This is a genomic window from Nostoc sp. DedQUE09 (assembly GCF_034530915.1).
Classification (GTDB): Bacteria; Cyanobacteriota; Cyanobacteriia; order Cyanobacteriales; family Nostocaceae; genus Nostoc.
The window spans coordinates 43924-65510 of sequence record NZ_JAVRCE010000020.1; the positions used below are offsets into that span (position 1 = coordinate 43924).

12 protein-coding genes are annotated in these 21587 nt (G+C 44.6%); 2 read left to right on the forward strand and 10 right to left on the reverse strand.

Translation table 11 applies throughout. The features are described 5' to 3' along the window. Positions 1-47: 47 nt before the first annotated feature. From RMY27_RS15130 to RMY27_RS15150, 5 genes are all read right to left on the reverse strand, one after another. On the reverse strand, positions 48-1550 hold the full coding sequence (locus RMY27_RS15130) for a mannitol dehydrogenase family protein (protein WP_322664492.1): 1503 nt from the start codon (positions 1548-1550) through the stop codon (positions 48-50). 5 nt (positions 1551-1555) lie between these two features. Next, positions 1556-2659 carry a sn-glycerol-3-phosphate ABC transporter ATP-binding protein UgpC gene (locus tag RMY27_RS15135; protein ID WP_322664493.1) on the reverse strand — a complete coding sequence of 368 codons (1104 nt, stop codon included), beginning with the start codon at positions 2657-2659 and terminating at the stop codon, positions 1556-1558. Between the two features lie 38 nt (positions 2660-2697). Next, positions 2698-3519, reverse strand: coding sequence for a carbohydrate ABC transporter permease (locus tag RMY27_RS15140; protein WP_322664495.1), 822 nt, complete (start codon positions 3517-3519; stop codon positions 2698-2700). A 2-nt stretch (positions 3520-3521) separates the two neighbouring features. Then, entirely contained in the window at positions 3522-4442 is a 921-nt protein-coding gene (locus RMY27_RS15145) for a sugar ABC transporter permease (protein ID WP_322664497.1), read from the reverse strand. 131 nt (positions 4443-4573) lie between these two features. Continuing rightward, positions 4574-5917 carry a sugar ABC transporter substrate-binding protein gene (locus RMY27_RS15150; protein ID WP_322664499.1) on the reverse strand — a complete coding sequence of 448 codons (1344 nt, stop codon included), beginning with the start codon at positions 5915-5917 and terminating at the stop codon, positions 4574-4576. Between the two features lie 151 nt (positions 5918-6068). On the opposite strand from RMY27_RS15150, the gene RMY27_RS15155 reads away from it, so the two are divergent. Both RMY27_RS15155 and RMY27_RS15160 read left to right on the forward strand, forming a co-directional pair. Continuing rightward, the gene (locus RMY27_RS15155) at positions 6069-6872 is read left to right on the forward strand and encodes an SDR family NAD(P)-dependent oxidoreductase (protein ID WP_322664501.1); all 804 of its coding nucleotides are present in this window, start codon (positions 6069-6071) and stop codon (positions 6870-6872) included. Between the two features lie 319 nt (positions 6873-7191). Next, on the forward strand, positions 7192-8166 hold the full coding sequence (locus RMY27_RS15160; protein WP_322664503.1) for a sugar-binding transcriptional regulator: 975 nt from the start codon (positions 7192-7194) through the stop codon (positions 8164-8166). 25 nt (positions 8167-8191) lie between these two features. Here the strand turns inward: RMY27_RS15160 and RMY27_RS15165 are convergent, their stop codons facing one another. The 5 genes from RMY27_RS15165 to RMY27_RS15185 form a co-directional block, all read right to left on the reverse strand. Further along, positions 8192-8377 (reverse strand): hypothetical protein, encoded by a 186-nt coding sequence (locus RMY27_RS15165; RefSeq protein WP_322664505.1) that lies wholly within the window; start codon positions 8375-8377, stop codon positions 8192-8194. Positions 8378-8503: 126 nt separating this feature from the next. Continuing rightward, a complete protein-coding gene (locus tag RMY27_RS15170) occupies positions 8504-10087 on the reverse strand; it encodes a mechanosensitive ion channel family protein (RefSeq protein ID WP_322664506.1) in 1584 nt (527 codons plus the stop codon). Positions 10088-10551: 464 nt separating this feature from the next. Then, positions 10552-12771, reverse strand: a complete 2220-nt coding sequence (locus tag RMY27_RS15175) for an EAL domain-containing protein (protein ID WP_322664507.1) — start codon at positions 12769-12771, stop codon at positions 10552-10554. Between the two features lie 810 nt (positions 12772-13581). Then, positions 13582-17844: an ATP-binding protein gene (locus tag RMY27_RS15180; RefSeq protein ID WP_322664509.1), complete on the reverse strand. Its 4263-nt coding sequence runs from the start codon at positions 17842-17844 to the stop codon at positions 13582-13584. Between the two features lie 411 nt (positions 17845-18255). Then, complete coding sequence (locus RMY27_RS15185; RefSeq protein ID WP_322664511.1) at positions 18256-20589, reverse strand: EF-hand domain-containing protein; 2334 nt, start codon at positions 20587-20589, stop codon at positions 18256-18258. Positions 20590-21587 lie beyond the last annotated feature (998 nt).

Below are 21587 nucleotides of genomic sequence, written 5' to 3' on the forward strand. Positions count from 1 at the left end.
TTTGTTGCTTAATAAAGCTACAAATCGCTCATGAAGTTGATAATGCCTTAGTGTGCTTGCGAGAATTGGACTAGTGTTCCTTTAACACCGAACTCATGCAAACTACGCAACTGGTCAGCAACAGCCTCGACGAAACGTGGTGATTCTACTAAATCTCCAAAAATTTCAGATATACTGAGCAATGGCTTAGGATCTAATTTGCTCAAGCTGGCGTGTTGAATGAGGATGTCTGCTAATGGGTCATCAATGGGAATAGGTTGCCCTTGTTTATCCTGACTCGTGAGGTACCGACACCAAGCAGCGATCGTTAAACTTAGGTAATCGATCGCACCTCCAAGTTGTAATTGATCGCGGAGCGATCCCAAAACAAACTTAGGAATTTTAGCTGATCCATTCAGGCACAGGCGCGGAAGTTGATCGCGAATTTTGGGATTTGAAAATCGTTCAATTAGAGTCTTTTTATAATCGTCTAAATTAATCTCAGGAACAGGCTGGAGCGTTGGTGTCACCTCGTCCATCAACTTAGCGACTGCTTGCTCAAACAAGGGATCAGCCATAACTTCATAAACATAGGTATAACCTGCCAAAGAGCCGAGATAGCCAATTAACAAGTGACTGGCGTTGAGCAGCCGAATTTTCATCATCTCGTAGGGATGAACATCGTTAGTCATCTGTACGCCAACGGATTCCCAATCAGGTCTGCCTGCACAAAAGGTATCTTCGATTACCCACTGGGTGAAAGGCTCCGCTACGCATGGAAATGCATCATCAATACCAAATTCCGCCACCATTTTGATATCTGCTGGCGTTGTCATCGGAGTAATGCGATCGACCATGCAGTTGGGAAAGGTAACGTATTCAGCAATCCAACGTCCTAAATCTGGATCGCGCATTTGGGCAAATGTCGTTAGCATTTTCTGTACCATGTTGCCGTTGCCCTGAATGTTGTCACAGGACAGTACTGTAAAAGGTGCTAACCCCTGTTTATGTCGCTTTTCGAGTGCGGCGGTCAAAAAACCGTATGTGCCGATTGGTTGGTCAGGATGTTGCAAATCGTGCTGAATCGTTGGGTGGTTTACGTCTAATTCGCCACTTCCTTCGATGTAGTAGTAACCGCTTTCAGTAATGGTTAAAGTTACAATTCGGCATTCGGGACTTGCCATTGCTTCGATGACTGCTTGACGATCGTCTGGTGCAAACAGGTATCGAGTGATGGAACCGATGATTCGAGCGCGATCGCTTTGGGGCGATTGCTCAACTAAGGTATACAAACAATCTTGAGACAGCAGCGCATCCCTTATACGCCTGTCATAGTCAGAGTCCAGCAATCCAACACCACAGATTCCCCAATCACTCCCAGGATTCTGGTGGAAATAATCATCAAGATAGAGTGCTTGGTGCGATCTATGAAATCCACCAACCCCAATATGCACAATTCCATTAGTGATTTGATGGCGATCGTATTTGGGTACGCGAACGTTTCCAGGTAAATGAGACAGGGATGCTTGATTCAGCTTGATTGTTGAGCCTGTGCTGGTATTGCTGTTCATCTTATTTATGCTAGTTGGTGACGACGACTTTTTGAAACTGCTTCACCCTGTAAGTCAAACAGATGGCAAAGCTCGCCGCTAATGTGGATAGGAACAAGATCTCGTAACTGGCTGGAATTATCTCCGTCTGTTTGTACTACTACGGTGTCTCCTCCCTCAATCTTGACATAGAGATAGGTTTGTCCACCCAATCGTTCTACAACTAACACTTCGCCATTCACGCTTGGGTTATTGCGATCAAGTCGCAGATGTTCGGGGCGAATCCCCAATGTAGCTTTATCTCCAACCGACAGTTTTCCAGGCTTCACCGGAATCATTACACTGGCATCACCAGGAAGTTTGACCCTTATACCAGAGTCATTGACGGCTGTTACTGTTACCGAAATAAAGTTCATCTTAGGTGAACCAATAAATCCGGCAATGAATAGATTGCGGGGATGGTGGTAAAGTTCTAGTGGCGAACCGACTTGTTCTATAATGCCGCCCTGCAACACTACAATTTTGTCAGCAAGTGTCATGGCTTCCACCTGATCGTGCGTCACATAAATCATGGTGGATTGCAAGCTCTCATGTAAGCTAGCTAGTTCAATCCGCATCTGCACACGCAAAGCTGCATCCAGGTTTGACAGTGGTTCATCAAATAAAAACACTTTGGGATTGCGAACCAAGGCACGACCGATCGCTACCCGTTGGCGTTGTCCTCCCGATAGCTCTTTGGGCTTGCGGTTTAACAGTGGTTCCAGTTGCAGGACACGAGCGACTTCACGCGCCCTTTCATAACGCTGGGCTTTTGGCACACCTGCAAGACGGAGGCTAAATGCCATATTCTCCGCTACGGTCATGTGAGGATAAAGGGCGTAGGTTTGAAATACCATTGCCAAACCACGTTTATCTGGAGGTACATCATTCACTACCTCTCCATCAATCAACAACTTGCCGGAGGTAATTTCTTCTAGTCCGGCAATCATGCGGAGCAAGGTTGATTTTCCACAACCGGACGGGCCGACAAATACCACAAATTCGCGATCGCCAACATCAAGATCGATGCCTTTGATCACCTCAGTATCAGCATACTGTTTATGTATATCTCTTAAAGCAACTGTTGACATAGAATTTTTATGTTAAAGAGTTTAAGAAAAGCAGATGATTATTTCACAGCACCAAACGTCAGACCCCTAACTAATTGCCGTTGACTCAGCCAGCCGAAAATCAGGATAGGTGCGATCGCCAGGGTTGATGCTGCCGAAAGTTTTGCCCAAAACAATCCTTGAGGGCTGGAAAATGAAGCAATAAATGCAGTTAAAGGAGCGGCATTAGCTGTTGTAAGGTTGAGGCTCCAGAAGGCTTCATTCCAGGACAAAATAATTGAAAGTAATGCTGTGGAAGCGATTCCAGGTAATGCCAGTGGCAGTAAAACATGAATCAGTTCTTGCTGTGTGTTTGCCCCATCCATGCGATCGGCTTCCAGGATATCTTTGGGAACGTCCCTAAAAAAGCTATAAATCATCCAGACGACAATTGGCAAATTGATCAAGGTGTAAATAATAATTAAACCGATGCGGGTATCCAGCAAACGAGCGTTGCGACACAAGATGTAAATCGGCACCAACACACCAACGGGTGGCAGCATTCTAGTAGAAAGCATCCACAGTAAGGTGCTTTTAGTGCGTTTCGTTGGGAAGAACGCCATCGCATAAGCGGCAGGTACGGCAAGTAGCAGCGCAAGTATGGTCGATCCGAGTGAAACCGCCACACTGTTGAGGGCATAGTTGAAATAGTTTGCCCGATCTTGGATCGCCACATAATTTTCCAATGTCGGCAGGAAAAATAGCTGAGGAGGAGTTGCAACCGCCGCCACCTCCGTTTTGAAACTGGTGAGAAACATCCAGAAAATCGGGAAAAACAAGCTGCAAGCAACAAACCAACCGAGCAAGGTAAATAGCCAACGGCGATAAGTTTTTTGTGCCATAGTTATGTATCCAAATTACGTGCAACACTACGCATTAGAAAAATTGCCACAATGTTGGCAAGAATTACTGCGATTAATCCCCCAGCCGAGGCTCCGCCGACATCAAATTCCAGCAAAGCTCTCAGGAAGATGTAATAGGCAAGGTTGGTTGTTGCCACTCCGGGGCCGCCACCTGTAGTCACGAAGATTTCTGCAAAGATAGTCAAAAAGAAAATCGTTTCGATCATGGCGACTACAGCAATGGCGCGGCTCAGATGCGGTAGCATGACGAAACGAAATAGAGCGATCGCATTTGCTCCATCCATCCGGGCTGCTTCTAGCTGGTCATGGTCGAGTGATTGAATTGCCGTCAATAAAATCAGCAGAGCAAAGGGAAGCCATTCCCACGAAACAATGATAATGATGGCAAGCAGGGGAAAATCTGCAAACCAATCGATCGCCCCCAAACCCAAACTTCTTGTGAATTGAGCAAACAGTCCATTTACTGGATGCATCAGCATATTCTTCCAGACTAAGGCGCTGACTGTAGGCATGACGAAAAACGGAGAAATCGCTAGCACCCGCGCAATCCCCTGGCCATAAAAGTCTTGGTCAAATAGGATTGCTAGAAGTGTGCCTAGAGCAATTGTGATCGCCAGAACCGACACAACCAGAATTATTGTGATGGCGATCGAAGTCCATAAACCTGGATCGCTCAAGATGAACGTGAAATTTTCAATTCCAATAAATTTGCGTGCTTCTGGATTGAGCAGGTTATACCTCTGAAAGGAAAACCATAGTGTCATCACCAGAGGCACAATCATCCACAGCAGCAAGGCAATCACAGAAGGCGCAACCAGGGGTAAGGTTGATGCCTGTCGCTTTGTTCGTTGCCTAGTGGGTGGCGTTTCGTGGTGACGCGTTACAGCTACTGAAGAAGACATAGCCTGATAAATTTTGGATTTTAGATTGTGAAAGTTTTATAGACAGATATTGGCTTATTTTCAAACTTCTCCGTCAGATTTAGATCCTCCTAAATCCCCCTTAAAAAGGGTCGTTGAGGGGAACTCCGAGTTCACTCAATATATCCGGTGTGTTTCATAAACCGTTCAGTCGAACTCTGCGATTGCTGCAACGCCTGATCGACTGAAAGGCGGTTGGTTAGTGCTGCTGCCATAGTTTGCCCGACCGAAGAACCGATCGCCTGAAATTCGGGAATATCTACATATTGAATACCCTTGTAAGGGGTTGGTTGTGCGGCTGGACGGCTAATATCAGCAGATTGGATCGACCTCAGCACAATCGAAGCAAACGGTGCGGCTTTTTGATAGTTGGGATTGTTATAAGTGGAAGTCCGCGTACCTGGTGGTACAGCAACCCAGCCACTTTGGTTAGCAACTAATTGAATGTATTCCTTAGAGGTTGCCCAAGCAACAAACTTTTGAGCGGCTTCGGGAGATTTTGAGGTTTTTGGAACCGCTAATGCCCATGCCCAGAGCCAATTCGAGCCGTTTGGATATCTCTCAATTGGCGCACGGGCAAAGCCAACTTTGTCATAAACTTGAGATTCTTTTGGGTTAGATAACAGCCCGGCGGCAACGGTTGCGTCTACCCACATACCGCACTTACCCGTTGAGAATAGTGCCAAATTCTCATTGAATCCATTGGAACTAGCACCCGGTGGGCCATATTTGTTGAGCAAATCGACATAGAAAGCGATCGCTTGTTTCCATGCTGGAGTATTTATAGTGGGTTGCCACTTCATATCAAACCACTGTCCGCCAAAGGTGTTGACCAATGTGGACACAAACCCCATGTTTTCGCCCCAACCTGGTTTTCCGCGTAGACAAACACCGTAGACTCCATGCGCTGGATCGTGAACCTTACTCGCCCATTCTCTGATTTGGGGATAGGTTGGCTGATCAGGAACCGTAATCCCTGCTTTTTCAAACAAGTCTTTTCGGTAATACAGCATGGAACTCTCCCCATAGAAAGGCACAGCATAGAGTTTGCCGTTATTGGAAAGCCCTTCTCGGATGGGTTTTATCAGGTCATTCACGTCATAACTTGCGGGGAGATCCAATGGTTTTAACCAATCCCGTCTTGCCCAAATCGGCGTTTCATAGGAACCGATTGTCAGGACATCGAATTGTCCACCCTGGCTAGCAACATCTGTGGTGGTGCGTTGGCGCAAGACGTTTTCTTCCAAGACAACCCACCGCAGTTGAATATCTGGATTGGCTTGTTCAAAGTTGCGGGAAAGCCCTTGCATAACCACCATGTCGCCGTTATTGACAGTAGCGATCGTCAGCCTTGTTTTCGCTGCTGCTTGCGAACCCACACAGCCATGTAGCAGCTGTGCCAGCATTACTCCAAGGAGGAATGAAACCAAGATTTTAGCGAAGCGAGGCATACGCATCGCACAGCTCCTTTAGTATTAAAATCATAGAAAAAAATGATTTTATGCTCTACTATTGGGCAAAGTCCCAATAATTGAATCATACTAGCTGATATTAAATACTGAGCAGTTAAATACTATTTGCAATATATATTCACAAGGGTTTGAAGATATGGCAGCTAAAGCAAGCTATCACTTTGCTGGCAAAACCATCTTGATTACGGGCGGTGCTGGTGATATTGGTCGGGCTACTGCACAGCGTTTTGCCGGAGATGGTGCAGGTGTAGTACTTCTAGACTTAAACGCAGCGAAGATGGCAGAGGTTTCTCACGAATTAGAAGTTTATAAAATTCCAGTTGCTACGTTTTGCTGCAATGTCACCGTTTCTGATGAGGTTGCTCAAGCCTTTTCTGCTGCTGTAGAGCAATTTGGGCGGATCGACTATGTTTTTAACAATGCGGGTTATCAAGGAGTGTTTGCCAAAACCGACGAGTATCCCGAAGAGGATTTTCAAAAGGTAATTGACATCAATGTTGTCGGAGTTTTTCACGTTCTCAAGGCGGCGGCACAACACTTACGCAAATCGGGTGGAGGAGCGATCGTTAATATGGCAAGCTATGCAGGAGTAGTCGGCCCTCCAAATATGATCGCTTACTCAGCCTCAAAGTTTGCTGTAATTGGCATAACTCAAACAGCAGCAAAAGACTTGGCTCCCTACCACATTCGGGTGAATGCGCTTTCGCCTTCGCTGATTGGCCCTGGTGTAATGTGGACGCGACAGACTCAATTGCAGGCGGGTGTAAGGTCACAGTACTTTGATGCCGATCCTCAAGTAGTAGAACAGCAAATGATTAATTCAGTACCGATGCGGCGTTTAGGGAGCCTTGAAGAAGTTGCCAACAGTGTGGCATTTCTCATGAGCGATGAAGCAAGCTACATTACGGGCTTTAATTTGGAGCTTACTGGCGGGCAATAGGGAAAACGGGTATTGCCAAATTACAGCACTTTTCATCTAAATGAAGTACACCCACCACCCCACCCGTCCTATCTCCAACCCTCCCCTTGGTAAGGAGAGGGGTGTACTCTATCTACTTGCAATCTGCTGTAGTAATATTGTCAGCCTCCAGGATTATTACTGCAATGTTTTGCTGCGCTTGAGTTTATTTCAGACCACTTTTATTAACTTAGAATGTGATAACGTATACATAAATGATTGAGCAAAAAATGTGTCCTTGAGCAGATATTCAAATACCTTATCTACTCTTTGGGGGATGCATACTTCCTATAGGTGCAATATGAAAGAACCCTTCTTAGAGCGTGGCTTGTCCCTTCGGACTCGCAAGTTAGACCAAGCAGCTCACGCAGCTTGGCTCTACTACATTGCAGGAAACACACAGGAAGAGATTGCCGCAAAGTTGAACGTGTCCCGGCAGGCGGCACAGCGTTTGGTCGCACTAGCGGTGAGTGAAAAACTGATCAAATTTCGCCTCGATCATCCTCTGAATGAGTGTATTGCTTTAGCTGAATTGCTCAGAGACAAATTTGAACTATCGCTTTGTGAAGTGGTTCCAAGTGATGCAGGGAGTAGCGATACCTTCAACGGAATTGCTGTATGTGCTGCCACTCACTTAGAGACATACCTTGTTGCTAAAACTCCAACAATCCTGGCATTTTCTACCGGTCGGACTTTGCGATCGATGGTGGAGCAAATCCCATCCATGAATCAACCTCAGCATAAGATTGTCTCAATAGTTGGGAATATGTCTCAATATGGGCGTGCAGGTCGTTATGAAGTGGTGATGCATTTGTCCGATCGCGTTGGTTCCCAAGTATATCCAGTTCCAACTCCAGTCGTAGCAACCAGTATTGAAGAACGAGAACTCTTGCAAACTCAGCGATCGTTTATCACCGTAAAAACCCTTGTGGAGCAAGCCAAAGCAACCTTTGTAGGTATTAGCCCAATTGATTGGAATGCACCGTTACACCAAGACGGATTCATTAATGACGATGAAGTGACCCAATTAATTGAACTGGGGGCAGTTGGGGAAATTGCAGGATGGGCATACGATCGCCAAGGAGTCTTAATTCAAGGTGCAACTAACAGCCGAGTTGCCGGTGTCCCGCTCGAACAAACTGCCCAACGGCTGATTATCGGTATTGCAGGAGGTGTGAAAAAGGTGGAGTCAATTTTGGCGGCTCTGCGTGGCAAGTTGATTACGGGACTGATCACCGATGAAGTTGTCGCCCAAGCTATTCTTGATAAAAGCTGATTTTTCACACCTGCTGTTACCATGATTACAATAGCCCGATCAGATCGTGCATCCGCTCGATAACTTGCTCGGCACCAGCCGACTCAAGAGCATCTGCACGGCTTTTTCGTTCATCCTCGCTTAGATGAATTTCCCCTACATAACCGATAATCCGCCCAATTCCAGCAGCAACGGCAGCCCTTACCCCACTGATAGAATCTTCAACTGCCACGCAATCCGAAACTTCAGCATCTAGACACTTCAATGTTGCGATCGCGTCGTCGGCGTAGTGCCTCTACTATAAAGCCAATTGCAGTGGTATAAATCCGCCTAATCTAATGTAGAAAAAAGTGCCAAATTAACCTTCGGCACTTTCAGCGCGCACGGTAATTACAATTCCTTCCCGCAGCAGTGCATTGGTAAAAATCTTCCGAAGAACGCGCTGAATCTGAAGATGTTTTCCTGGCTTTACTTTCGTCAATGTCCGCAGCAACAAGTTAGACTCTCCCAGGCTTTCGACTCCATCCACTTGTGTGGCTTCGAGTACATCTGGGTAGTCTGCTTTTAACTGCTCTCCCGCTTCCTCAATGACTTTGTAAACATGCGCTAAGTTGGAATCATAAGGCACGCCAACTTCTACTACTGCAAAAATATACTGTTTGGAGTAATTAGTAATTGAGCCAATATCGCCATTGCGAATAATCTGCAATTGACCATTAGGATGTCTAATACGAGTAGTTCTGAGTTCAATTGCCTCGACAATACCTTCGACAACTTTTTCTTCAACCTTTCCAGCTTCAATATAGTCACCTACTAAGTAGTAATTTTCAAACAAAATAAAGAAGCCGCAGACAATATCATTAATTAGTGTTTGTGCCCCTAAACCTACAGCGATGCCGACAATACCAGCACCCGCAAGTATGGGAGTTGGATCGATACTCAGGGCATAGAGAATGAAAACTGTAGCACCAAAGTAAATTAAGTATTGTAAGAAACTACGAAACAGAGGAACGAGCGTCAGGCGTCTACTTCTTTGAATATCAGTTAGATTCTGCTCTTTGAACAGCACCTCTTCAATAAGTAAGTAAACGACCTCAAACAACACGCGACTAATGAAGATGATACCAATTATCTTGATAATTCGCGGGCCAAAAGTTGCGACATTGGCTATTAACTGCACCTGCTGAATCACCAATGTTGCCATGCAGACATAAATGACAAATTCCAAGCAGCGCTTTAAAAAAGGTATCAGGTGTCGGAGGCGATCATAGAATCTTAGCAGGTTATCAGGATTGGAGTATCTGATGCTGAGAGCATCTAGGCTATCAACGATCGCAGCGACTGCTTTAAGTATAAGCAAGCCGACGGCCATGATTAGATAGATTCGCAGCGCAATGTACAAATATTCCGAAACCGTTGCTGGCAATTTGAGAAAATGGGCACACAAGATGGTAGCCCACAACCAGATTCCACCACTGATTCTGTCATAGAAGGCGTTAAAGAAAGCATCAATACTTTCATCGTCAGCAGTATTTTTTTCTAAGTTCTTAGTGCGAGCGCTAGCTACCTTGAGCCAATATTTTAGAAATTTCAGCGCGATCGCCGCTAAAATCAAAGTGCCAAGACTCTGAGCTATGCCAATTCCTAATGTCACCCAAAATCCTGATGGGATACGCTCAATCAACAACAGTGTGTATTGCTGAAGGTTTTCGCCCTGATAAACTAGATAAGCATTAACACCCACAATCATAATGCACGACACCACGCAAGCAAGTAACAATAACCCTGTGATATTTCGGCGGAGGGTTTTGATACTTCTATTGTCGCTTTTAGGTATAAAGGTTTTAGTAAATAGCTTGAATAATTTGCTGAAAACCCAGTTCAGTAATAAAAAAACAAAGATTATCAAGCTGACTTCAGCCAAAATAATTAATATATTCATATATGAACAGAAAACTGAATTAATTTAACAGTTGTATATGAAAATATATTGATAACATCAAGTATTTCTATACATAGATGATTATTATTTCATATAATCACACCTTGTCAAGCCATTAACATTTTATTCACATGTTCAATTTTCGTTTTATCTTCACCAACTCTAAGTAAGTGAGAATAAATCGAAGTAAATTAAGTAATGTAAAAATCTTGAGATTATTTTTTAGTGAGGGTTTCAGCCCTCATTTGAACTCACTACAAACCTTTAATTATTGATGCCGCTTTATTTAAGCGATGCTGAAGATGATTACCCTTGAATTTAGCCAATTGAGAAAAGGTTTTTGTTCCATTGGGATTCCTAAAAAATCATTTCAGGAACGGCTAGCTGTGAAAAAGATTTACTGGCACTGTCAGGGGGAAATGATTATCCTTCCAACGAAAGCTGGTAGACGGGATAAAAGAGGATTATTTAGCATCAGCATTCTTACAATCCATCTGCACCACACAATTTCTTCCTTGTGCTTTTGCCTGGTAGAGTCCTTGGTCAGCAGCAGCAATTAAGGTTGCAGGAGATAATTGACTATGAGGAGTGATGGTTGCTACACCAAGACTTAGGGTAATAAATTCACTGACTTGAGAATGGGGATGAGGCATTTGTAATGCACTAACATTGATCTGAATATCTCTTGCAACTGCAATGGCCCCTTCAATATTAGTATTCGGCAGAATAACTGCAAACTCTTCTCCGCCATAACGAGCCACTAAATCAGCAGGGTGTTTAACTGTCTGAGAGATTGCCTTAGCAACCTGTCTAAGTGCATCATCTCCTGCCAGATGCCCATGCGTATCGTTGTAAAGCTTAAAGTAATCGACATCACACAAAATCAAAGATAGCGAACCTTGCTCTCGTGCCAACCATTGCCACTGCGTGTTTAACGTGTCATCAAAGCAGCGTCGATTTGCCACTTGGGTTAGACCATCGGAACAGGCAAGACGCTGTAATTCCTGGTTTGCTTGTTGTAATTGGTGGTAAAGTTCTGATTGCTGAATAGCGATCGCAGCTTGACCTGCTAACTGGTTAAACAAGTTAATCTCTGATTGCTGCCATTGTCTAGGCTGACGGCATTGGTGAGCAATCAATAATCCCCACAAACGCTCTTGCTGCAAAATTGGTACGACAAGGTTTGCCCGGATTTGCAGACTTCTAAGGAGGTCAACATGACACGATGATAGACCCGCAGTTTCAATATCTGCGATCGCTCTGGTGTTACCTTGCTGATAGTAAGCTGCACGCGTGGATTTAAAGCACGTGTCCATGACGTGAAATCCAAAAATCGACATACACCCTTCTGCTAAGGATTCTACAGCGACTAATCCACTCCAGTCTGGCTCAAACTGGTAAATCAGCACTCGGTCTACCTCAAACAGTTGTCGCACTTCGGCTGCTGTGGTTTGCAAAATCTCGTCTAACTCCAACGATTGGCGAATGCGCTGCGTTACAGCCGCAACAATTCGCTCAGACTCGCTTTGGTGTTGGACACGCTGCACAACCTGCTGAGAATGTGTCGATGCTACAGTTAATGCGATCTGCTCAAAGTAAGGGGTTGTAGTGACAGGCGCTGCACTGGGTTTAGCAATCAAATAGCCTTGAGCAAAATTTGCACCTCGTTCTCGCAACCAATTCAGTTCCTCAATGCACTCAATTCCTTCAGCAACAGTTTGGATGTTTAACTTTTGAGTAATCTCTAGAAGCTTCTCGGTAATCGATGCTTTGTAAAGGTCTTGATGTACATCTCGAATTAACTCCATATCCAGCTTGATAAAGTCTGGACGTAACTGATGCAGCAAGTTTAGGCTGGAATAGCCAGAACCGAGATCATCAAGAGCGACTAAAAATCCAGCATTCCGGTAGTATTGAAGCACTGCCTTGAGGTGGGCTAAATCTTGAGGATTGTCTGACTCTACGACTTCAAAAACAACGCGATCGTGGGGAATTCCGGCAGTATCAATTGCCTCTACCGTACTACGTAGGCAAAAAGCTGGGTCATAAAGTGACGTTGGTGCAAAATTGATAAAGATGTGCCCATTCACTTGATAGCGGCTGAATTGAGTGATTGCGCTCAGACGAGCAACTTGGTCGAGTTGTGCCATGAGTCCGGCTTCGGTTGCTAACTCTAAAATTGGTGTCGGTAGCACTAAATTACCTTCTTCATCCAGCCCTCGCAAGAGCGATTCATACCCAAAAATTTGCGATGTATCTTTAATTGAGACAATTGGTTGGAAGTAACTAGTAAATCGTTGTGTTGCCAGCATTTCAACCAGCCAGTCGGATTGGTTCAACTTAATGAAGCGTTGTAATGAGGCTATGTCACTAAAATCATGGAGTTGAGGTTGGAAAGTACCTTGAATGAAAAGGACTTGCGTCTCTTTTAATTCTCTTGGTGCAAGTAGTTTGGCCAGATTACGAGCAATTTCTAGGGACTGTCCAGGTTTACAATTCAAACTCAAACCTGGTCGTTCGTGCATCAGTTCATACTCAAGGGCAAACTGCTGTAGATAGGAGGTGACTTTTATCAGGGTATGTGAAACGGGAAACCAGAGAAAAAGCCTACCTGCCTCCTTATTCTGGCAGCGTGCAACATTGCGACAAGCACAGGTTTTGGAGATAGGACATATTTGGCTCATAGCTAAATAATTTGAATTTGCTCAATCCGATGTACTCTATTATTCCCAATATTTTTAGTCTAAAAGATAAACTATACTTCAATTACGTGAAGATTTGATGAGTTAAATAAACTGAATAATTTAGCTGAGTAAGCAACTTAGTAGCACATACTAAAATTTATACTGACTACTCAAGTAATTGCCGATACATTTTGTGCAATTAAGGAATAAACTTAAGAGTTAGATTAACAATTTAAGTTACAAAATAAAGGTTAAATCAGCCAGATTAGAAACAGTTTTTAACTAAATTAATTCAAAATAAATATATCTTTTGAAAAACAAATATATCTCAAGAAATAACAAAATATTTGAAACAAGTTAATATATTAATATCATGTTCGCTTGATTACTTACTAAACCCGAAGAACCCCACCCCGCCAAAGCTACGCTTCGTCTCCCCTCCCGAAGAGCGGGGAGGGGATTAAGGGGAGCCAGTGCGGTCTTGGGGTCTCCCCAAGTGGAGCATCTGGCGTGTGGGGTGCAATGACTGTGGAAATCATAACTAATTAGGCGGACATGATATAAGCCATAAATCAAAAGTCCTCACCCTAAATCCCTCTCTCAAAATTGGGAGAGGGACTTTGAAATTAGCTCCCCTTCTCTCAAAATTGGGAGAAGGGGTTGGGAGATGAGGGCGAATTTTGCATTTGTGCAAAAGTTCGATTGAATGATTTTGGGGAAAATATCTAATGTTGGTATTTCTTCCACGAATAAATTTATCAATTCTTCGTGTAAAGATATTTACACGCTTTATGCACTGCTACTGAATACTCAGACATTTCCAGTTCTACCAATTAGAGTTGCAATTGCCTTGACTAACTCATCTGGTTCGACGGGTTTGGATAGATGCTTTTGAAACCCTGATTCAAGTGCTTGTTGCTGATTGATTTCTCCGGCATAAGCAGTTAAAGCGATCGCCGGAATTTGTTTGGCTTGATTTGCCTGCAATGCTTTAACTTGGCGCATTAACATATAGCCATCCATCTCCGGCATCCCAATATCACTGAGCAGCATATCTGATTCTGACTCTGCCAAAATTTGTAATGCTTCTTTTGCTGATGTCACTGCTGTCACCATTGCTCCAGCCTGTTCTAGTACAAATGTGTGGAAGTCACGGGTATCATCGTCGTCATCTACAACTAAGATTTGGATGCCTGTCAGAATTTCAATCGGAGGAGAAGAATTTAGTGCAGCAATATCTATGTTTGGTTTTGGGGTTAAATCTTTTTTAATTAGTGGTAGCCGGACTCGGAAAATAGCTCCTTGCCCCTCACCTAAACTTTCTGCCTGAATCGTGCCGCCATGTAATTCGGTCAAATGACGCACGATTGCTAACCCTAACCCCAATCCACCAAATTTTCGGGTTGTCGTGCCATCAGCCTGACGAAAATATTCAAACACATAAGGTAGAAACTCAGGGCTGATTCCCTTACCTGTGTCGCTGACGGTAATCTGAGCTTCAGCGTCAACGCACTCTAGTTGAATATCAATTTTTCCTCCTTCCGGAGTGAATTTAACGGCATTCGATAAGAGATTCCAAATAACTTGTTGTAAACGACCGGAATCACCCAAAACTTGCCCGAAAGAAGCATCCAGCATCGTCTGAATTTGAATATTTTTAGCTTCTGCTGCCAAACGGACTGTTTCCAATCCCGCCTCAATCACCAGTACTAGGTTGACAGGTAACATCTTCAGGTTGAGCTTGCCTTGTAAGATTCGAGAGACATCAAGCAAATCTTCAATTAGTTGAGCTTGTAATTGAGCATTCCGCTCGATAGTTGCGATCGCTTTCTTTATGGCTGCTGTGTCAAACTCACGAGTCTGCAACAGTCTCGCCCAACCCAGAATCGGATTCAGAGGCGATCGCAATTCATGGGAAAGTACCGCTAGAAACTCATCTTTAATCCGGTTGGCTCTTTCGGCTTCAGTTCTAGCAGCTTGCTCAAGTTCCAGGAGGCGATCGCGTTCGGCTTCTGCGACTTTGCGTTCGGTAATGTCAATTACTGAGCCGATGTAACCTTTAAACTCACCGTCCACTCCAAACCACGGATTAGCGGCATCGATGCAAGAGCGATATTCGCCGTCTTTGCGCCGCAAGCGGTACTCCAAACGGAAGGCCGAGTAACTGCTACTAGCTTCCAGAAAAACATTCCTAACGTCATTATAGTCTTCTGGATGCACAGCATTTAACCAGCCAAATCCCAGACCCATTTCCTCGGTCTGACCTGTAAAATCGTACCAGCTTTGACTGAGATAGGTGCAGTAGCTATTAGTATCTGTCACCCAAACCATGAAGGGGGCATTATCAGCCATGTTGCGGAACTTTTCTTCGCTTTCACGAAGTGCTTTTTCTGCTTGTTTGCGATCGCTAATGTCTGTAACAAAAATGCTGACTCCTTCTGCAAAGGGGTAAACGCGGTTCTCAAACCAGCGCTGCCAAGGCGCATAAAAGTATTCAAATTGAACAACGGTGTTTTCTGCCTTCGCCCGATGAACCTCAGTATAAAACTCGCTTTTAACCACATCGGGAAACACTTCCCAAATGATCTTACCTAGCAACTCTTCCTTGGGGATGCCAACAATTTCTGCTACCTGTTCATTGACAAAGCTATAACGCCATTCTCGATCCAATACAAAGAACTGGTCTTGAATACCAGCGATAACAGTCTCTAGGTGTGCTTTGGCGACCTCAGCTTCAATTCGCAACCCTTGCTCGCGTTCCATTGCTTCTTGGCGGAGACGAGCCATTTTTAGGGCTGCCTCTACCCGCGCCAACAATTCACGGGCAGAGAAAGGTTTAATCAGATAATCATCGGCTCCCGCTTCTAAGCCTTCCACCCGTGCCTCTTCCCCCGCCCGTGCCGACAACAGAATGATTGGAACTTTTTGCGTCAGCGGATCGGCTCGTAAAGCTTGCAGCAGTCCAAAGCCGTCTAATCCAGGCATCATCACATCTGTCAGTACTAAATCGGGGACACGTCCACGAGCCGAATCCAAAGCAGCTAAACCATCCGGCACTGATTCCACCTCATACTGCTGACTTAATAACCGCTTAACATAATCGCGCATATCTGCGTTGTCATCCGCCAAGAGAATCCGAGCAGGAGAGGGTGACAGATGATAGGTGAGAGGTGATAGGTAAGATTCTTCCCTATTTCCTATTCCCTGCTCCCCTGCTCCCCTGCTCCCCTGCTCCCCTGCCTCTTCCGGTAGCCACCGCAGGGCTTCTTCTAAATAAGGTGTTGCACCTAATGCAGTTGAAGCTAAAGTTCGCGGGGCACTAATCCGATCTGGAGGCAAATGAGTATATCCTGTTGGAATTGACACAGTAAAGCAACTGCCTGCTCCGAGAACACTGGTAACATTAACTGTTCCACCATGCATTTGCACCAATTCTTGCACCAGTGATAATCCAATCCCTGACCCTTCAAAAGTTCGTCCTTGCGCCCCTTTGACGCGGTGGAATCGTTCAAAAAGGTGGGTGATTTCTTCTGCTGGGATACCGATGCCTGTGTCTTTGACTGCAAACTCAACATGGTCATTTAACCACTGCAAACTGACCGCAATTTCTCCAGCCATCGTGAACTTGAAGGCATTCGAGAGCAGGTTAAGAACAATTTTTTCCCACATCTCTCGATCTACATACACTGGTGCTGGCAGGGTAGGACAATTAACTGATAACTGCATCCCTGCCCGTTCTACTGCGGAACGAAATACACTAGCTAGTTCTGCGGTGAAGGTGGCAAGATTGGTGGGTTCATAAGAGGCTTGAACCCTTCCGGCTTCAATGCGTGAAAAATCTAGCAAGCTGTTGACCAGTTTCAGCAGCCGAAGTCCGTTGCGTTGCACCATTTTTAGCTGCTCTCGTTCTTTGGCTGGAAGCAGAGTAGCACAAGTGGTTAAGGTGTCTTCTAATGGCCCCAACATCAGAGTCAGTGGGGTACGGAACTCGTGGCTGACGTTGCTGAAAAAGACGGTTTTGGCGCGATCGATTTCTGCCAAGGCTTCAGCGCGTTTGCGTTCTTCCTCGTAAGCTTGAGCATTAGCGATGCTGGCGGCAATTTGAGCCGCAACTAAATCAATGAATCCTTTATAATTGTCATCGAATAGCCTGAAGGGGTTCAAACCAGCGATTAATATACCAGCTTTTCCGCTTTGACCAGATGCGGCAATGGGTACTGCGATCGCTTGATGGGGCGATCGCTGCCAAACACCACAGGGTAGACTACTAAAAGACATTTCCAAATCGGAAATCAGTTTGGCTTGATGCGTTTTGCTCACTTCCGCAAAGGGCCAAACCCCATCAGCATCGAGAGCCATTGTTTCTGGAACTGCTACGTGGTTTTGCCCAATGCGGCACGTTCCAGCCAGAAAAACTTCCTGTTTATCGGGATCGACCAGATAAATCATGGCAAACGGGAGATCGTAAGGGTTGCTCTCCAGACAACTTGCACTTAGTGTACAGGCTTCATCGAATGTCCGCGCGTCTGCTGTCCTTGCCGCTAGTTCGCGCAAAAGTGCCAACTGACGCTCGCTGATAATTCGCTGCGTGTCCTCTGTGTTGGCGCAAATGATCCCACCTGTGTCGCCCTGGTCATTAGGAACCGGGCTATATGAAAAAGTATAATAGGTTTCTTCTGGGTAGCCATTGCGCTCCATAATTAGCAGTAGCGCTTCGTCGTAAGTACCCTCATTCTTTAGCATCGCTGATTCGGCGCGAGGCCCAACCTGATCCCATATTTCCCGCCATACGTATGAAGCTGGCTGCCCAAATGCTTCTGGATGTTTGCCGCCAATAATAGTTTTGTAGGCGTCATTGTAAAGGTTAATCAGTTCCTCACCCCACCAAACAAACATCGGTTGACGGCAAGTTAGCATAATTCGCACGGCAGTCTTCAAACTTTGTGGCCACTGCTGTGTTGGCCCAAGGGACGTTTTTGACCAATCCTGTTCTCGCATCCTAGCCCCCATTTCACCTCCACCGATAAGGAAATTTACGTTGGCGTTGGTTGCTAACGTTGACTCGTTCTTCATTAATTCCTCTCGATTGGTCATGTACGGTTACAGGCTACATCGGTGGTTATCTTTTAGAAAAAATCCTCTATAAATTAGATTTTTACGCTTCTAAACATTAATTTTAGAGGATATTCAAAGGCATATACAGGGTGAGATACCAACACTGCTGTGACTTTTCAAAGCATTGAAATTGCCTTTTCGGGGCAAGCTTCTACTTTGGCTATTTTTATTGTCTCCTTTATATCATCGATATTTCAAGCTAGCTACCAAGGGCGATTCTCATTAGACAATCCATAATGTTGCAACGGCGTCGCTAGCCACAAGCATTTGGCAGGCTGTAGGTCAAGCAGATGGGTTTTAATGGGTCGCGCTTTAATTCCCCTACCGATGCAACTTTGAAAGAGGGGGAATTAAAGCATTCCTAAGTATTTAAATCGTTTCTGTAAACATACCAGTTCGGGCAAACTCTTCTTCTTCAGGGGTGAAGAGTGGGGGTTTATCGACAAGGCTAGGTTCAAAGTAGTATGTTTCTTGGAGAAACTGTCCGCTAATGACAGCTTCCTCTAAATCTTTGATGTGGTTCTGTGCAACTATACACGCTTCCTTGAGGTTATTCGCATCGCCCTTCTCCAGCAGCTTTGGCAATTCTGTTTTTACCCCTGTCAGCCGTGCCAATGGCTTGAGAATTCCGTAGATGTTATAGATCCGAGCAGTTTCTATGCTGGTATATTTGAGTGCATTGGCTCTTGCTAACTCAGAGTCAAGGCTGGGCCAAAAACGGGTGGTGTAGAACGCTTTCTCATCCTTGTGATACCATTCTTCCGATCGCGCAATGGAAGAGGAAACGGTGTTATGCAGTTTCCAGAAGAATAACCGCAGGGAGGAACCATCGACCACGGTGGATAGCTTTGCCTGCATTGACACTTCAAAGTCAGTCAGGTTGGGATCGCGCCCAAGTATAAGGTACTCTACAGGATACATATCCACTTCCTTATTTTGCACAACGTACATATTCAGGTGGTGGCGGCAGTAAGGACAGGGGTACATTGTGGCAAACAGCTGGAAGAAATCTTTGAAGATTGCTACTGCGGCTTTTTGCTGTACATCAGTCTTTGTACACACAATCTCAGCTGTGGTATGGAAGAAGCGCCACACTGCTGGGCCGATGTAGTAGGGGAAGCTGACTCGCATTTGCGAATCCTTCACCTCAGTCCGATCTAAATAGACATCAATGAATGCTACATACTGCGATAGCGCACCTGATTCTCGCCCAAACTCTAAGCGTTCGCGGCGTTTCTGTACTCCATTTAGGTAGTGATGCGTTAACCGCCATGCTTGTTTGAGGCTCAATTTCTGTTTGGGAGTGCAATGGGGAAAATTTTCGGCAACATCTGCCCCATAACGGTTAAATTCTCCTGAGTTTTTTGTACACTGATACCATTCATCCAAAGCCGTCTCGTCGGGTACGGTGTTACTTTGGATATCTGCTGTGGTAGAAATACTAAACGCTGCTAACAACTTTGGCATAAAGTCCTCATACCAGTATGCTACTGGCATGATTGCACCATCTATTTCCTCGGTTGCCTGGGAGATAATGACGCGGTTCCACTTGTGCAAATAGTCTTTTGGATTTGCCTGAGATTTAGTTGGTGGTGGAGCCATTTCTTCGTTCAGTTCTATTCCCCTGAGACGATTGAGTTCGTTAATGGCTAGCACACCTTCTACGATGTCACCCAAGCTGAGACTTTTCTTTTTGATCGTAATTGCAAACTCGACTCCAGCAGCAAACTTTTCTTTGACATTGGCAAATTTACTCCGTGCTTCTAAAATCGCTTGCTGTTCTGCCAACATTTCTGGTGTTTTTGCCACTGTTTGCCAGTTTTTGATCCGCTCCTGCAATCGGGCATATTCATCGGCAATTGATTCAACCACTGCATCCAGGACAGGGTAGCAATCCTCGGATACTATACCTAATGCTTTGTACAGTGCGATCGCCTGTTTAACAAACTCCACAAAATCAGTAATTCTGTATGGCAAGTTTTTCACCCGCAAGTGAGTTTCGTGATTTGCAGAGAAACTCTCACGGAAACTGCGGTAGGCTGCTCCTTGAATCAAACGAAACAAACCAATCTGCATTTGTAAGGGAGACGTACCGCTTTTTTTCTGATTAGGTGAGTTTGGTTGTTGCGCTAACTGTTCTCTTAGCTGTGCCAACTCTGGAGTCGTTGCTTCTGGCGTCGGCTGGGTGCTAGCTGCTGCGGCCTCATTGGAAGTAGCAACTGTCTTGAGCGAACTATTTAGAGAAATTGGTGAGTCTTGATAACCAGTTTTGCTTGACTCCTCCGGTACTAGCTGACAGAATTCCTCAAAGTCAATTGAGCCATCGCCATCATGATCTACTTCCTGCAACATCTCTTTCAACTCAGCGTCTGTCAGCCCAAACTGAGTCATCACTGTCCGCAGTTCAACGGCAGTAATTTCACCGCTACCGTCCTCATCAAAGGCACTGAAGGCTAACTTAAGGCGGCTTTGGCGATCGCCTACTTTCGCAATCATCAGCGTTTTAAATTCTTCAAAATCGATAGTGCCTGACAAGTCAACGTCAATCTCCTTAATCAAGTCCCGCAGCCCCGCTTCCGTGGGATTTTGCCCTAGCGATCGCATTACCTCCCCTAGCTCCTCAGTTGAGATCGCTCCGTTGCCGTCTACGTCTAATACTTTGAAAGCCTGCCACAATTTTTCTATTTCTTGTTCATCAATCATGGTTTTGTTCCAATTCTATATATGTTCCTAATAAATTTATTACCATGTTTTTTAACAGCTACTTCAATGCTATCGAATTATATTAAGTCAGTAGTAAATATTAAGAACGGCTGAACTTATTCTCGAACGATACTTGCAGTCGCCTAGTACATTTGTCAGTTGCTTATTGTTGCAATAAATGCAGCTTTATGGATTCAATTGCAAATGCTCCTAGATAAACTAAGTAAGTCAGCAAGAATAAATAAAACTATATTAAGTAATATAAAAAAACTGAAGATTATTTTATAGTAAGTGTTTCAGCCCTCATTTGTTCGCGTAGCGTCTCGTAAAGAGGGCTAAAATCATCACTACAAACCTTTAATTATTTACGCTGCTATACTTCTCAAAAGTTTTCTATCTCCCCTTATAAGAACTCCTTTGCCTTATTTACAGTGTTGGGAATAGGGCAAATTTCTATTTTGCTGAACACTCCATGCACGATCCCATTGGCAAAAATTAGGTCTATCGACAAATCTCAAACGTTTGTCCAGAAAGTTCAAACGTTCGTCCAGAAAGTTTAAACGTTCATCGACAAAGCTCAGAGGTTTATCCTAGAGCATAATTTACTAAATGCAAAAAAAAGTCCTATACCCGATTGGGCATAGACACAGTCAACAACAAATATCTCTGTGTCTAATCCCCGATGCCCCATGCCCAGTCCCTTGTATTTGCGATCGCAAACTAACTTAACCTAAATATATGCCTTTAGCAGAGGTAAATTCAAAGGCTATGTTCGATATTTAATTAAATAGTAAGTATCAAGAACAACGGAACTCAGTTTTAACCCTACTTGCAATGTACTAGATAAAGTATCAAAAGTTTTCTGTCTTCACTTGTATAAGCTCCTTTGCTTCATTTCAACTCTTAGAAATGAGGCAATTTTCTATGTTGCTATACACCCATGCGTAATTTTGTCATCGGGGATATAGGCAAAATGTTAGTGCTGCAATGTATTTTCC